Source organism: Thalassospira xiamenensis M-5 = DSM 17429 (assembly GCF_000300235.2).
Classification (GTDB): Bacteria; Pseudomonadota; Alphaproteobacteria; order Rhodospirillales; family Thalassospiraceae; genus Thalassospira; species Thalassospira xiamenensis.
The window spans coordinates 1,789,244-1,803,710 of the sequence record NZ_CP004388.1 but is presented as its reverse complement, the minus strand read 5'-3'; the positions used below and the strand labels follow the sequence as shown (position 1 = coordinate 1,803,710).

General features: G+C 56.0%; 14 protein-coding genes. 8 read left to right on the top strand and 6 right to left on the bottom strand.

Annotated features, from left to right (window positions below; genetic code table 11):
* Nucleotides 1-104 precede the first annotated feature (104 nt).
* Nucleotides 105-737, top strand: coding sequence for an NUDIX domain-containing protein (locus tag TH3_RS08525; protein WP_007090010.1), 633 nt, complete (start codon nt 105-107; stop codon nt 735-737).
* Between the two features lie 130 nt (nt 738-867).
* Nucleotides 868-1,866, top strand: coding sequence for a cysteine synthase A (locus tag TH3_RS08520; RefSeq protein ID WP_007090011.1), 999 nt, complete (start codon nt 868-870; stop codon nt 1,864-1,866).
* 70 nt (nt 1,867-1,936) lie between these two features.
* On the opposite strand, the gene TH3_RS08515 is transcribed toward TH3_RS08520, so the two are convergent.
* Nucleotides 1,937-3,217: an MFS transporter gene (locus tag TH3_RS08515; RefSeq protein WP_007090012.1), complete on the bottom strand. Its 1,281-nt coding sequence runs from the start codon at nt 3,215-3,217 to the stop codon at nt 1,937-1,939.
* Nucleotides 3,218-3,326: 109 nt separating this feature from the next.
* Between TH3_RS08515 and TH3_RS08510 the strand changes: the two genes are divergently transcribed.
* Entirely contained in the window at nt 3,327-4,244 is a 918-nt protein-coding gene (locus TH3_RS08510) for a LysR family transcriptional regulator (RefSeq protein WP_007090013.1), read from the top strand.
* A gap of 3 nt (nt 4,245-4,247) precedes the next feature.
* On the opposite strand, the gene TH3_RS08505 is transcribed toward TH3_RS08510, so the two are convergent.
* Entirely contained in the window at nt 4,248-4,757 is a 510-nt protein-coding gene (locus TH3_RS08505; protein ID WP_007090014.1) for a P-loop nucleotide/nucleoside kinase family protein, read from the bottom strand.
* 135 nt (nt 4,758-4,892) lie between these two features.
* Between TH3_RS08505 and TH3_RS08500 the strand changes: the two genes are divergently transcribed.
* From TH3_RS08500 to TH3_RS08490, 3 genes are all read left to right on the top strand, one after another.
* The gene (locus tag TH3_RS08500; RefSeq protein WP_007090015.1) at nt 4,893-5,912 is read left to right on the top strand and encodes an LLM class flavin-dependent oxidoreductase; all 1,020 of its coding nucleotides are present in this window, start codon (nt 4,893-4,895) and stop codon (nt 5,910-5,912) included.
* Nucleotides 5,913-6,089: 177 nt separating this feature from the next.
* Nucleotides 6,090-7,661, top strand: coding sequence for an L-lactate permease (locus TH3_RS08495; protein WP_007090016.1), 1,572 nt, complete (start codon nt 6,090-6,092; stop codon nt 7,659-7,661).
* Nucleotides 7,662-7,665: 4 nt separating this feature from the next.
* On the top strand, nt 7,666-7,851 hold the full coding sequence (locus tag TH3_RS08490) for a hypothetical protein (RefSeq protein WP_007090017.1): 186 nt from the start codon (nt 7,666-7,668) through the stop codon (nt 7,849-7,851).
* A gap of 18 nt (nt 7,852-7,869) precedes the next feature.
* Here TH3_RS08490 and TH3_RS08485 read toward each other — a convergent pair whose 3' ends face one another.
* Nucleotides 7,870-8,502 (bottom strand): LysE family translocator, encoded by a 633-nt coding sequence (locus tag TH3_RS08485; RefSeq protein WP_007090018.1) that lies wholly within the window; start codon nt 8,500-8,502, stop codon nt 7,870-7,872.
* A 755-nt stretch (nt 8,503-9,257) separates the two neighbouring features.
* On the opposite strand from TH3_RS08485, the gene TH3_RS08475 reads away from it, so the two are divergent.
* Both TH3_RS08475 and TH3_RS08470 read left to right on the top strand, forming a co-directional pair.
* Nucleotides 9,258-10,850 (top strand): inverse autotransporter beta domain-containing protein, encoded by a 1,593-nt coding sequence (locus TH3_RS08475; protein ID WP_233421855.1) that lies wholly within the window; start codon nt 9,258-9,260, stop codon nt 10,848-10,850.
* A 132-nt stretch (nt 10,851-10,982) separates the two neighbouring features.
* Complete coding sequence (locus TH3_RS08470; protein WP_040060760.1) at nt 10,983-12,146, top strand: PA0069 family radical SAM protein; 1,164 nt, start codon at nt 10,983-10,985, stop codon at nt 12,144-12,146.
* A gap of 109 nt (nt 12,147-12,255) precedes the next feature.
* Here the strand turns inward: TH3_RS08470 and TH3_RS08465 are convergent, their stop codons facing one another.
* The 3 genes from TH3_RS08465 to TH3_RS22835 all read right to left on the bottom strand — a co-directional run bounded on the left by TH3_RS08465 (nt 12,256) and on the right by TH3_RS22835 (nt 14,221).
* Nucleotides 12,256-12,534, bottom strand: coding sequence for a hypothetical protein (locus tag TH3_RS08465; protein ID WP_007090021.1), 279 nt, complete (start codon nt 12,532-12,534; stop codon nt 12,256-12,258).
* A 361-nt stretch (nt 12,535-12,895) separates the two neighbouring features.
* Nucleotides 12,896-13,417, bottom strand: a complete 522-nt coding sequence (locus tag TH3_RS08460; protein ID WP_007090022.1) for a hypothetical protein — start codon at nt 13,415-13,417, stop codon at nt 12,896-12,898.
* 84 nt (nt 13,418-13,501) lie between these two features.
* Nucleotides 13,502-14,221 (bottom strand): hypothetical protein, encoded by a 720-nt coding sequence (locus TH3_RS22835; protein ID WP_139328164.1) that lies wholly within the window; start codon nt 14,219-14,221, stop codon nt 13,502-13,504.
* Nucleotides 14,222-14,467 lie beyond the last annotated feature (246 nt).

Genomic DNA, 14,467 nt, shown 5'->3' with positions numbered 1-14,467 from the left:
CGCAAAGTGGCTCTGCCCTCTTCTCTTCACAAATCTGATGTGAAACCATGAGATATATGTTGTCTCCAGAATGATAATTCCAGAACCACCACCGGACAGAATTTATGAAACACAACAATAATTACGAAATCATTCGCCGCACACGCGGTTGGGACGGCCATTTCAAACTTGATGTATATGAATTGCGCCATCACCTTTTTGACGGCGGTCAAAGTGCGGTTTTGCAGCGCGAGGTTCTTGAACGCGGCCATGCCGTCGCGGTCCTGCCCTATGACCCGGTGCGCGATGAAGTCGTTTTGATCGAACAATTCCGCCCCGGCGCCATTTCGGTGCATCAGCGTTTCCCTGAAATGCCGCTTTGGCTGACAGAAATTGTCGCTGGCATCGTCGAGGATGGCGAGGAAATGGAAGATGTCGCGCATCGCGAAACCAAGGAAGAATCCGGTTGCACCATCATCGGCGACCTGGAACTGATTTCGCGTTACTATGTCACCCCCGGCTGTTCGAGCGAGACAGTCACCATGTATTATGGTCGGGTCGATGCGTCGGGTGCCAATGGCCTGCATGGTCTGGAAGAAGAAGGCGAAGACATTCGCGTTTATACGGTATCGTCCGATGAATGCTTTGCCATGTTGCGTGATGGACAACTCTGCAATGCAACGGCGACGATTGCCGTTCAGTGGCTGATGCTCAATCGCGACCGTATTCGCCGGGAAGCCGGGGTTTCCGGGGTGTAAGCGCGCTTTTGGGATGTGAATTAATTAACACACAAATTACGTGGTAATTTTTAATCCATCTTGACTTTTGTGTATAAAAGACCCAATCAACAGGTAACAAAACACATTCTAACCACGCTTGGAGTCTGTCATGGACATTCGCAATGGCACCATTGAAGCCATTGGCCGCACCCCGCTTGTGAAACTCAGAAAGGTTTCCGAGCTGACGGGTTGCACCATTCTGGGCAAGGCGGAATATGCCAATCCGGGCGGATCGGTCAAAGACCGCGCTGCCCTTGCCATCATTCGTGACGCGGAAAAACGCGGCCTTCTGAAGCCGGGCGGCGTGATTGTCGAGGGCACTGCGGGCAATACCGGCATCGGTCTTGCCGTGGTCGGCAATGCGCTTGGCTATCGCACCGTGATCGTCATCCCCGAAACGCAAAGCCAGGAAAAGAAAGACCTGTTGCGTTTGCTCGGTGCCGACCTTCGCGAAGTCCCCGCCGTCCCCTATCGCGATCAGAACAACTATGTTCACGTTTCGCGCCGTCTGGCCGAAGAACTGGCAAAGACCGAACCGAACGGGGCCATCTGGGCCAACCAGTTCGATAACGTCGCCAACCGTCAGGGCCATATCGACACCACCGGCCCGGAAATCTGGGAACAGACCGACGGCAAGATTGACGGCTTTATCTGTGCGGTCGGTACCGGCGGGACACTTGCCGGTGTGTCGATGGCGCTCAAGGATCGCAACAAGGATATTCAGATCGGTCTTGCCGATCCGATGGGGGCTGCTCTTTACAGCCACTACAAATTTGGCGAACTGAAATCCGAAGGAAGCTCGATCTCCGAAGGCATCGGTCAAGGCCGGATCACTGCCAACCTCGAAGGCATCGATATCGATCACCCGTTCCAGATTTCAGATGATGAAATGCTGCCGATCGTCTTTGACCTGCTCAAGGAAGAAGGGCTTTGCATGGGCGGCTCGACCGGGATCAACATCGCCGGTGCGGTACGTCTGGCCCGTGAACTCGGCCCGGGCAAAACCATCGTCACCATCCTGTGTGACCTTGGCACCCGCTATCAAAGCAAACTGTGGAACCCGGCCTTCCTCAAGGAAAAAGGTTTGCCGAGCCCCGATTGGCTCTAGGCACGCCTGTTACGACCATCAAACAAAATCCCCCGCCATCCATTCTGGCGGGGGTTTCTTTTTATCTGTGTCAGGCAACGGCCTCAGCCCGTCTTGCGGCCTGCCAAAGGTAAGTCCCGCAAATCGCCGCCCCAATCAGAAGCGCCCCGGCAAACGCCGCCACCGCGTCCCAGCCGCCATGCGACCAGAACCAGCCGCCGACCGATCCCATGATGCTAGATCCCAGATAATAGGCCAGCAGATAAAGCGATGACGCATGGCCCTTGGATTGTTTCGCCATCCGCCCGACCCAGCCACTTGCCACCGAATGGGCAACAAAGAACCCGCTGGTCAGGACCATGATCCCACCGATCATGCCCCAAAGGCTGGAAAGCAGGGTCAAGGCAACCCCAACACCTGCAATCAGGATACCCGCCAGCAAAACCGGGCCCCGGCCGATCCGGTCGGACATGGCACCGGCAATGGAAGACGTCACCATCCCGCAAAGATAAACCACAAAAATCAGACTGATCTGCCCCTGGCTCAGGTCATAGGGGGCCGCAGATAAACGGAACCCGGCATAATTATACACCGTCACAAAACAGCCCATCGCAAATGCCCCGATCAGGAACACGAATGGCAGGCCGGGATGGCGCAGATGCCCCTCCCACGCGCGGATATGATACGACAATTGAAATCCGGGGCGGCGCACGAAATTGCGCGATGCCGGCAACAGAATGACAAACCCAAGGGCGGCGAGCAAACCAAGTGCCCCCATCGCGCCAAGTGCGAGATGCCAGCCAAACATATCGGTCAGAATGCCGATCACCACGCGCCCGCTCATCCCGCCAAGTGCGGTCCCGCTGATGTAAATCCCCATCGTGGTGCCAAGGCCGCGCGGATGCATTTCTTCGGCCAGATACGCCATTGCAACCGCAGGAACCCCGCCCAAAATCAGGCCTTCAAGCGCACGCACCACCAGGAATGCATGCCAGTCGGAAAGCAACGGCGCAATCAGGTTCAAAATAGACGCACCGCACATGGATGCAAACATCAATTGCTTGCGCCCGAATGCCTCGGAAACCGCCCCGGCAAGCAGGATGGCAAAGGCAAGAAACCCGGTCGTCAGTGACAGCGCAAGCGAACTGGATGCCGGGCTGACGGCAAAATCGCGCGCCAGTTCCGGCAATAGCGGCTGCACGCAGTAAATCAGCGAAAAGGTCGCATACCCCGCCAGAAAAAGCGCCAGACTGATCCGGCGAAATTCCGGCGATCCCGGTTCGGTATAAACCGGCTCGGCCCCGGCGGTCGCTGGCTTGATATCATCATTGGCAGGCTCTGCTGCGGGGCTTTCCACCCGGTGGGCACTCATATTCCGGCCTCGTTTTGAAGAATTCTGATCTGACCGAAAGGATTGCAGCTTTCTCGATATCGGTCCAATATATGTCACAGTCATTTTCGATATGTTTTGGATATACCGGATGGAACTGCGTCATATTCGATATTTTCTTGAAGTCGCCCGCGAGGGGAACTTTACCCGTGCCGCAGCCCGCATCGGCATCGGCCAACCGCCGCTAAGCCAGCAGATCCGCGATCTTGAAACCGAAATCGGCACCCAGCTGTTTCACCGCGTCCCGCATGGCGCGGAATTGACCGAGGCCGGGATTGCCTTTCGCGATATCGTGCAGCATTTCCCCGAACTGGCGGAACGCGCCATCCGTGCCGCCCGTCGCGCCGGTCGCGGTGAAATCGGCTCGATCCGGGTGGGCTTTACCGCATCCGCCGCGTTTAGCCCCAGCGTCCCACGCGTTTTCCGTGATTTCCGCCGGTCCTATCCCGGCGTTGAAATGACGCTGGAAGAAAACAATTCCGCCCGCCTTTTGCATGCATTGATGGACGAACAGCTCGATGCCGTCTTCCTGCGCCAGGGTGCCGCCAACAGCGATGACATCAAACTGCATCGCCTGAAATCCGAACCGATGCTGATCGTGCTTCCGGCGGGTCATCCGGCAGCACAAAGTGAAACGGTGGCACTCGAAACCCTGCGCGATGATGCCCTGATCCTGACCCCGCGCCAGGTCGGACCAACCCATTTCGATATCGTCGTTGCCGCCTGCCGTGCCGCCGGGTTTGAACCGGTCATGGGGCAAAGTGCGCCGCAATTGGGATCGGTGATCAACTTTGTCGCCGCCGAACTCGGTTTCTCGCTCGTCCCCGCCGCCATGGCACAATTGCAGGTCAATGGCGTGGTCTATCGCAAGGTCGCGGGCGATGTCCCGATGGCGCATCTCGCACTGGCCTATCGCAGCAACGATATCTCGACCGTACTGCGCAATTTCGTCAGCCGCACGCTGAATGCGCATCGCGCAGAAGATCAGGAAAACGACCTGAACAATTGAACCTTATTTATTTTTATCGATCACACCGCAAATTGCATCGACGGCCTGATCCACCGTCATCTTTGCCGTATCGATAATCAGATCAACCCCGTGCCACGGCTCGTAATGACGGCCAAGGACCTTGTCCCAGTCGGGCTGATGCAGGTTTTCAATGTCACAGGGCCGGGTTTCGATCCGGTGGCGATGCTCCCCCGGATCGGAACAGATCAGCTCAATCTGTACATAGGGTTTACTGGCGCGCTCTGCTGCCAGTCGCCATTCACTTCGGGTTTCTTCAACCGAATTGACCGCATCCCCGATCACCGTCAGACCCAGTTTAAGGTTATCGGTCGCCTGCCGGTTGGCAACCATATAGCCGACCGGGCCGATATCATCATCAGGTGGCACCCCGGCATCAAGGATCGCCTGCTCTATCGTGTCGATCCGGAGATGCACCGCACCGATTTTTTGCGCCAGTGCGCGTGCAATGGATGTCTTGCCAACACCGGGCAAACCGCCAAAAATGATCAGCATATTCTATCCTTTCTCCGGCCCTGAACCTAAAACCGACACTCCCTGACTGGCAAGCATCTGATTTTGGGCTAGATTAATCCCAACACTGAAATCCGGCGCGCCGTTTTCGGCCTGCGCCCAATTGGGATTATGCCTATGCCCCGTTTTTCCGTTCTTGATCTTTGCCCCGTGAACGAGGGCGAACATCCGCGCGATGCGCTTCGCAATACGCTTGAACTGGCCCAGCATGCCGAAAAGCTCGGCTTTCATCGTTACTGGCTGGCCGAACATCACAACATGCCCGGCATCGCCAGCGCTGCAACCTCGGTTGTCATATCGCATGTCGCGGCGGGCACCAAAACCATCCGGGTTGGTTCGGGCGGTGTGATGCTGCCCAACCATGCGCCATTGGTGATTGCCGAACAGTTCGGCACCCTTGATGCGCTGTATCCCGGCCGTATCGATCTTGGCATCGGGCGCGCACCGGGTACGGACCAACGTACCGCCGCCGCCCTTCGCCGTGATATGCACGGCACCGAGGAACGCTTCATTCAGGACGTGCTTCAGGTCCAGCAGTTCCTTGCCCCCCTTGAAGGCAATCCGCCGATCCGGGCCGTTCCGGGTTATGGCTCCGAAGTCCCGATGTGGCTTCTGGGCAGCAGCCTGTTTTCGGCTGACCTGGCGGCACGTCTTGGCCTGCCCTTTGCCTTTGCGTCGCACTTTGCGCCCGATATGCTGATGGATGCACTGTCGCTGTATCGTCACCGGTTTGAACCCAGCAAACAGCTTGATAAACCCTATGCGATTGCCGCGATGGGCTTCTTCGCCGCCGATACCGACGAGGAAGGCGAATTTATTGCCACCTCCATGCAGCAGCAATTCCTGAACTTGCGGCGCGGTTCGCCGGGTCAATTGCCCAAACCGGTCAAATCGATGGATGACATCTGGAACCGGGTGGAAAAGGCCGGGGTTGATCATGCCATGCGCTGTGCCGCAATCGGCTCGCGCGACACCGTACGCAAAAAACTGCGCGATTTCATCTATATGACCAAGGCCGATGAAATCATGGTCACCGCCAATATCTTTGATCACGCGGCACGGCTGAAATCATTCTCGATTGCCGCAGAACTGCGCGACGAACTTGAAACCGAACAAACCGCGCAAAACTGCGCCTGAAACAATTAGTCAGACAATCACCGGGCTCGACTGAAACCAGCCGGGCCCGGTTTTGTATTTCATCATACGAAATGCCATAACTGTTTTCTTGCGCTTGCAGAAGCACTGGGACAAGATGTCGGCCCGGTTGGAAAATCAACCGCAACACATTGTTCCAAAAGGTTTTGGCTCGCCCCCATGACAGACTTCCTTCTGGCTGCCCTGCCAATCGCCACCATTCTGTTTCTGATGATCAAGGCAAACTGGGGCGCGGCACGCGCCGGCGCGGCCGCATGGTATGTCACCGTTGCCATCGCCATGATCGCGTTTGGTGCGCCGACCGATATGCTGATCATCGCCCAGGCCAAGGGCGTCATGCTGGCGCTTTACATTCTTTATATCGTCTGGGCCGCCCTGATCCTTTATTTCGCAGCCGAAGAAGCCGGGGCCATCAAAACCATCGGGCGGGCCATCCGCCAGCTAACCGATGATCGCCCACTGCAATTGCTGATCCTTGGTTATGTGTTTGCCACCTTCTTGCAGGGCGTTGCCGGGTTCGGTGTGCCGATTGCGGTCATCGCACCGCTTTTGCTCGGCATGGGGTTCTCGCCCGTCATCGCCGTTGCCGCCCCGATGATCGGCCATAGCTGGTCGGTGCTGTTTGGCAATATGGCAACCTCGTTCGAGGCCCTGATCGGCGTGACCGGCATTCCCGGTACCGAACTGACGCATTATTCCGCCATTCTGCTTGGCCTGTCGGGCTTTACCTGCGGGGCGGCGGTTCTGTGGCTCGATGGTGGTTTTCGCACCGTGCGTCGCCGGATCGTGCCACTGGTACTGATTGCCGGTGTCATGGGTGTCGTTCAATATCTGATGGCGAATTACGGCGTCTGGACGCTGGGCGGGCTGACCGCCGGGATTGCCGGGCTTGTCACCTCGATCATCGTCACCCGGTTCTGGAAACCCCATCCCGATGACGTCACCGAACCAAACGGGGATGACGACCATCACCACATGCCTTTGATTGAGGCATTGACCCCTTACCTCGTTTTCATGGTGATTGTCGGTCTGGCAACCTTTGTCCCCCAGGTCGAGGATTTCCTGTCCGGTCTTCGCCTGACCTTCGATTTCCCGGCAATCTCAACCGATCTTGGCTGGAATATCGATGCCGAAAGCGCCAAGCCGATTGCCATTTTCGGCCATCCCGGCGCGTTGCTGCTTTATACCGCCGCCATCAGCTTTGCCTTCTTTAAAATTCGCGGACGCTATGACAACGGCATCGCCAGACGTATCTGGCAACGCACGGTCAAAAGCGGCCTTCCGACCAGCATCGGCATGGTGCCGGTCATCGGCCTTGCCATCATCATGGATCACGCGGGCATGACCTATGCCCTGGCCGAAGGCGGTGCTGCGCTGTTTTCCGGCTCCTTTGCCATCGCCTATCCGGTGGTGGCCCCGGCAATCGGCGCCTTGGGTGCCTTCATGACCGGCAGCACGAATAATTCCAACGTGGTCTTTGGCATGTTCCAGCGCCACACCGCCGAACTTTCGGGCATTTCAACCGCCCTTGTTCTGGCCGCACAGGCAACCGGTGCGTCACTTGGCAGCATGCTGGCCCCGTCAAAAATCCTGGTCGGCTGTTCGACGGTCGGACTTTCGGGCAAGGAAGGACCGGTATTATCGGTCGTGCTTAAAACCGGTGTGCTTCTGACCGCCCTTTGCGGTTTCATGGCACTGGGCCTGTTGCTGATTGCGATGGTCGGGGGATAAGACCATGAAAAACAAACTGTTCAATCCGGTCTTTCTGTTTCTGGCGTCCCTGATCCTGCCGCTGGTCGCGTTCGAAGCCCTGATCAACGAAGATGCCGCCCTTTCCGGTATCCTTGCTGGCATTCCGGTGGGCGGCATTCTGTTTGGCCTGTTTGCGGCCGTCATGGCGCTGATTGCCATCAAAAAGTAATGCGATCCCGGCCCGAGATCAGGGCCGGAACATCGCAAGCTTGATCCCGAACGCAATAAACACGCTGCCGGTCACGGCCTTTAATGCGCGCTGGAACGATCCACTGCGCGCCACGCCTGTCAGGCGCGATAACAGAATGATCATCGCCGAAAACCAGATGACATTGATGCTGGCATGCACACAAACCAGCATGAAGGCCGATGCAATCGCCCCGTCACCGACCGGAATGAATTGCGGAAATGCCGCAAGATAGAAAATCGATACCTTGGGGTTAAGCGCATTGGTCAGAAACCCTTCACCAAACGCCACCAGAAGCGTCCTGCGGCGTTTGGCCGGGGCCACTTCGGCAACGGTTTTAACCCCGCGCCACGCCTCGCGCAGCGCCTTGAACCCGACCCAGCAAAGATATGCCGCACCGGCAATCTTCACCATCATGAACAATTGTGCCGACTGCACCAGGATCACTGAAATCCCTAAAATCGACAATGTGCCATGCAGGTAAAAGGCGGTCACGAAACCGGCAACATTGGCAAAACCTGCCGCACGGCCCGATGTCGGAACGGTTTTGGCAATCAGAACGCCATTGGGGCCCGGTGACATCACCAGAAGGGCGGTGACAAGCGTAAAGCTGACAAACTGTGTCCAATCCATCGGAATGGCTCCATAAAAAGGGTGGCCACGAAACTATAGATGGATTGTAAAAACCGGCAAGCGCGCGATTGTACCGATACATGACAATCGAAAAGGCAATTTAAAAGGTCGACAAAAAGACGGGGCTCAATAGTCCGCTTTTGCGCACCTCGCACTGTTTCCTATCCATAAAACGCAATGGATATCCACTTCGCGCAGGAAAATATCGCATCCCTGCCGTTGCTGTGGCGACCCATGCGCAAATCCCCTAATCCTCGGACTTCCATTTCATGAACTGGCTTAACTGCCGATCTGACTGATGCGCAAAATGCCAGCGATTTCTCCTGCCGCGCATAAGCCAGATCAAAATGATTGAAGACAAAAATGAAAAAATATGCGGTTGGCATTGATTTTGGCCGTGTCGCTGCTTTTACAAAAAGAAATACGAACCGATTTTTCACACGGCAAGTTAGCAAACGCCAAAACACAACCATAAGATTAAATTGATCGTTCGCAATAGAATTCGAGCATCTCAGAAATATCCAATAAAATTCATCAATATCATTGGATTAGCATAAAAAGTGTTGTTACTATAAGAATCGGGACAGAAATCATAACGCACAAAATATCGAGCCGCAGACTTGAAATCCACAGGATAATCCAGATACGCAGATAGAAATGATCTGCGCATTTTTATCCAAACGCGTCACATGCGGCTGAAAATAGCGGGAAGACAAATGAGGGTACACGAGCTTGGCTTTTGGGTTGGGGCCGCAATGGCCACGGCTTTTGTCGCACATGCGCAAACACCGGAACCAACCAATAAATGGGGGCCACATATCGACCTTGAAGGCAAGGCCGGTACAGATCGAAATCTTGGCGAAACCGATCTGTTCATTCCGCTATGGCAGGATGACGACACCCTGACCTTTGCCAATATCCGCGCACGCATGGATGATGCCAACAGTCACGAAGGCAACTTCGGTCTCGGCATTCGCCAGATGCTTGATAATGGCTGGAATATTGGTGGCTATGGTTATTTTGACCGCCGCCACAGCTCGTATGACAACAAATTCAATCAGGTCACCTTCGGGGCCGAAGCCCTTTCGCTTGACTGGGATTTTCGCGCCAATGCCTATATGCCGGTCGGCACGACAAGCTATGTAGAAGACAGCCTGAGTACGGTGGATTTTTCCGGCGCATCGATCATGTACCGTCAGGGCGAAGAACGCGCCCTTCGCGGGTTTGATGCCGAAATCGGCTGGCGCGCACCATTGTTTGAAGCCACGGCACCACAACAATTGCGCCTTTACGCAGGCGGCTATCGTTTTACCGAAGACGATGTGGACACGGTGCAGGGACCTCGCGGGCGGCTTGACCTGACCTTTGATGAAATACCGTTCCTGTGGGAAGGCTCGCGCTTTTCGCTGGGGGCTGAAATCCAGCATGACGATCCGCGCGGCACACAAAGCTTCGCCAGCTTCCGCCTGCGCATCCCGCTTCAGGATTTTGGCGACAATCCCAAACCGCGCCTGAACGCTATCGAACGCCGCATGACCGATCCGATCATGCGCGACATTGATATCGTCAGTCAGGCCGGGCAATTCACCACGGCAGAGGAAATAACAAGCACGGCCAACGGCAACACCATCACGCTTGTCAGCAGCGCAACAACAGCAAGTGCCGACCTCGCCACGACCATCTCATCCGCCGGTGCCAATTCGACCGTGGTCCTTAACGGCAGCTTTGCCAATGTCAACGACCGCCTTGATGTGCAGGATGGCCAAACCATCATGGGAACGGGCAATCTTGATGTTAAAACACCTTCCGGTCGCACTGTGACCATCACCACACCGGGCGCCAGCCTAAGCGGCGATGGCGCCCCTCCGGTCGGCTTCGGCACGCCGCACCATATTTTCAATATGGCCGCCAACAGTCGCCTTGTTGGCGTTACTGTTACTGTTTCAGGCCCCGCAACAGAGGCGGTCACAGCGGTGCGGATTGACGGTGTGGATAACGTTGAAATTATCAACAGCACCTTGACCACCACCGCAACGGACAACACGGTCTTTGGCATACAGGTTCTGGGGAACGCACAAAATACCGTCATTCGCGGCAACACGATCACAACCAGCAGTAACGATACCTTTGCCTACGCCCTCTCAGCAGTCGGATCAGACAACCTCGTATTCGAGAATAATACGCTCAATGTCAGCGGGGCGACAAACAACCACCTGATATTCTTTAACAGTAACAATACAAATCTCTCCGGCTCCGGGAACAGCGGCAATGTAAGCACATGCAATGTCGGTGGCGGGACAAACACCGGCTCCATCAGTTTCACGTCAGCAACGCCGACCTGCCCGTAATCAGGAAAGCTGTTGATAACCGGATGATGTCAAATCAACGGCCTGCCGCTGTCCGCGTTGACATCGGCGCGGGCAACCTGGGCACTGCGTATTTCGCTTGAATGTTCCTGTTTTGTTCTGTATTTTGAACATATGCGAAATATCATCGAACCGACATCCGATCACATCGAAACCGCCCCACCGGGCGAAGGCTGGAGCCATCCGGATTTTGATCCGGATCTACTGCCCGCGCGCCGGCAAAAAGGCCGCGGGGCGGTATCGAACATTGATGGCCGATTTGAACGCCATATCCATCAGGCGGTCGACGATGGCTGGATGACCAGCCTGATGGAAGATCAGGACGCACCGCGCATCCGTACCACCCTTGGCATTGATGGCGCGCGCAGCGTGATCACCAAAAATCAAAGCCCGGACGTGCCGTTTGACCGTTCGATCAATCCTTATCGCGGCTGTGAACATGGCTGCATCTATTGCTTTGCCAGGCCGACACACGCCTATCTCGGCCTGTCGCCGGGGCTGGATTTTGAAACAAAACTGTTCTGGAAGCCCGATGCCCCGACGCTATTGCGCAAACAGCTCGCCGTCAAAAGCTATATGCCCGCCCCGATTGTCATTGGCACCAGCACCGATCCCTATCAGCCGGTTGAACGTGAAAAGCAACTGACCCGATCCATCATCAAGGTGCTTGGCGATTGCCACCATCCTTTTTCGATCATCACCAAAGGCGCACTTGTCACCCGCGACATTGATCTGATCGCGCCAATGGCCGCCAGAAACCGCGCGTCGGTCGCGGTATCGGTTACAAGCCTTGATCACAGATTGTCCAACCTTCTTGAACCGCGTGCCTCCGCCCCGCACCGCCGGCTCGATGCCATTCGCAAACTTGCCGATGCCGGTATCCCGGTCACGGTCCTGTGCGCGCCAATCATTCCCGGCCTGAATGACATGGAAATCGAAAATCTGGTCGCCGCGGTGCGTGACGCCGGGGCAACGTCCGTATCGCACATCGTCATCCGCCTGCCGCTTGAAATCGCCGATCTGTTCGAAGAATGGCTTGGCGCCCATTATCCTGATCGCAAGGCAAAGGTCATGTCGCTGATCCGCCAGATGCGCGACGGCGAACGCTATCAGTCCGAATTTGGCACCCGTATGCGCGGCACCGGCCCGATTGCCGACCTGATCGCCAGACGGTTTGATGCTGCACGCAAAAAACACGGCATGACCGGCCGGTCGCTCAACCTTGATTGCAGCGGCTTTGTCCGCCCCAGCGCGAACGGGCAAATGTCGCTGTTCTGAAATCACCAGCAACATCGCCCTCCTCACCCCCAAGCCCTGCTCGCGCGACCGGCGGGCACCAACCCGATCACTCCGCCCCGGTCACTCCGCCCCGGTCACTCCGCCCCAATCACTCTGCACGACGGATCAGCATCGTTCTCTGACCGCCAACGGTAAGGCGCAATACTTCGCCATCATCAAACGCGTAACTCAGGATATGATGATCAGGATCCACAATCTGTCTGTCCTCGATCATGACAGCACCATCTGCGACCAGCGCGCTCGCTGCCGCAATGGTATCGGCAAACCCCGCCATCAGAATAAGCGGCACCACCCCGATCCCGTCTTTCAGGGCATTGGGCGTGAAATCAAGTGTCGGCATGCGATCCGCAAGGGAGATATGGGTCATTTTCCGGTTTCCTTGTTGGTGGGGCCACCTCGGGCAAACCGGTTTATGGAAAAAACAAAGGCCGCCCTGGGGCAGCCGGTCTTGGTTTAATTTACAAACACATCAACAGGCGCCGCGCTGTGTGCACGACGTAAAATAGGCGTTCTGATGTGTAACAATGTTTTCCATCTTTAAATCATTACGTACCTTATGCTGTCAGGTCAAGCCTGATTACAGCAGCTTTGTCCGCCCGAATGCCAACCGGCAGGTGCAGTTGCTGTGAACAGCCCACCGGGGCACCAGTTCAATGCTGCACACAGCAAAACACCCGCCCGGGCAAAGCCATTAGGCGGGTGTTGTTGATCAGCCGGATAATGGCGGTTTATCCCACCACCCGGTACCGGGCGTGTGGGGCGGGGCTTGCCGTAATCGACGGATCGATCTTCGGCAAAACCCCGCCTTCCTCCGCGCCTGTATATTCTGTCAAATCCTCGTTTTTGGCGTCGGTATCGTTCATCGCCATCATGCGCGCGCTTTCAAAAAAGCGAAGACCGCGCTTTTCAAGAACATAAAGCGTTTCCGCCCCCCATGGCCCGGACCAGACCAGCCCCGAAAGCGTTTCCATTTCGCGTTCGATCCGGGCCGGTGAAATCGGCCGACCAAGGCATGTGGTCAGCAAAAACGAAAGTTCCGCTGCCGTCACGCCGTCTTCGCAGCATTCCTCGGCCAGAACCGCCATCACCGCCATTGTCACAACCCGAAGAGAAACCTTGCCGGTTTCAATCCCCGGAAAACGGCTTTGCTGCAGGCTGACGATATCATTGGCGATGCGATCAACGCCCCCACGGATCACATATCGCCCACGCCAGACCCTGCAGCTTGTCCGTACTTCCCATTCCCGCATTTTGTCCCCGCCTGTTTTCTTGTCCCACGTCAATAATGATACATTATCAATACATAACGTCAACCATTTTATCGGCTTTTTGTATCATTTAATACAGGCGTCACGAAACCACTGATATCCGGTTCCGGTCGCGGCAAATCCCCCGTCCTCGTCGACCGGTTCGATATAGCCCCGCGTGATTGCGGTATGAAAATCGCGACCGAAATTCTTTGGCATGCGCAGATGTTCCTGCCGCCGCAGCAACCGCCGGATATCGTCACGCGTCACAAAGCTCCGCCCATCACGGTAATGCAGCCAGATCGCCGCAATCAGGATGGTTTCGGCAAAGCCGCGCGGCTGAAGCCGGGCAATCAGATCGCCCAGATTGCCAATATATCCAATCAGGAAGTTCGCTGGATCAATCGCATCCGTAGCGCCTTCACCAACAATAGCCGGGTGTGCCGATGAAAAAACCGGGCCGGATCGATCAGGACGCGCCGTTACAGGCAATTGCCCGCCAGCAGGCATTTCCCGCGAAGAGCCCTCAGGCCCGAATGTCGAAGATGGGGCAGACGGAGATGATGCCGCAAGGGACATAGCAGGGGATATAGCAGGCGATATAGCAGAGGACATCGAAGCCCCCGAAGAAGCTGCCCCATGATCAACCGCACCGCCCCCTTGCGCCGCCCCCGCCCGCAAACTAGTCGGGGAGCCAAACAGGGCCGCCATCACCAAAGGCAGGCGCGCAGGCGGGATCGCACATTCAAGATCCACCGGTCCGAAATCACCTTCGCCCGTCAATTTGACATGAATAACAGCAGCCAAGTTTCTTTCACCCCCAATTTGGCCAAGGGGATAACATACATTTCGTATGATTATCAACATCAATTCCAAAAATATGTATCAATATATACACAATCTAAATTCCAAAAACTCCTCGACAAACCAAGCCTTCCGGCAGCACCATGATTTCACTGCAAGATTTCAGACCGGACCATCACCGCGATGCTGCCCAGCCCCACAAAAGGCACATCTGCCGCCTCCCCGATTTAGGCGGCCAACTGACGGTCA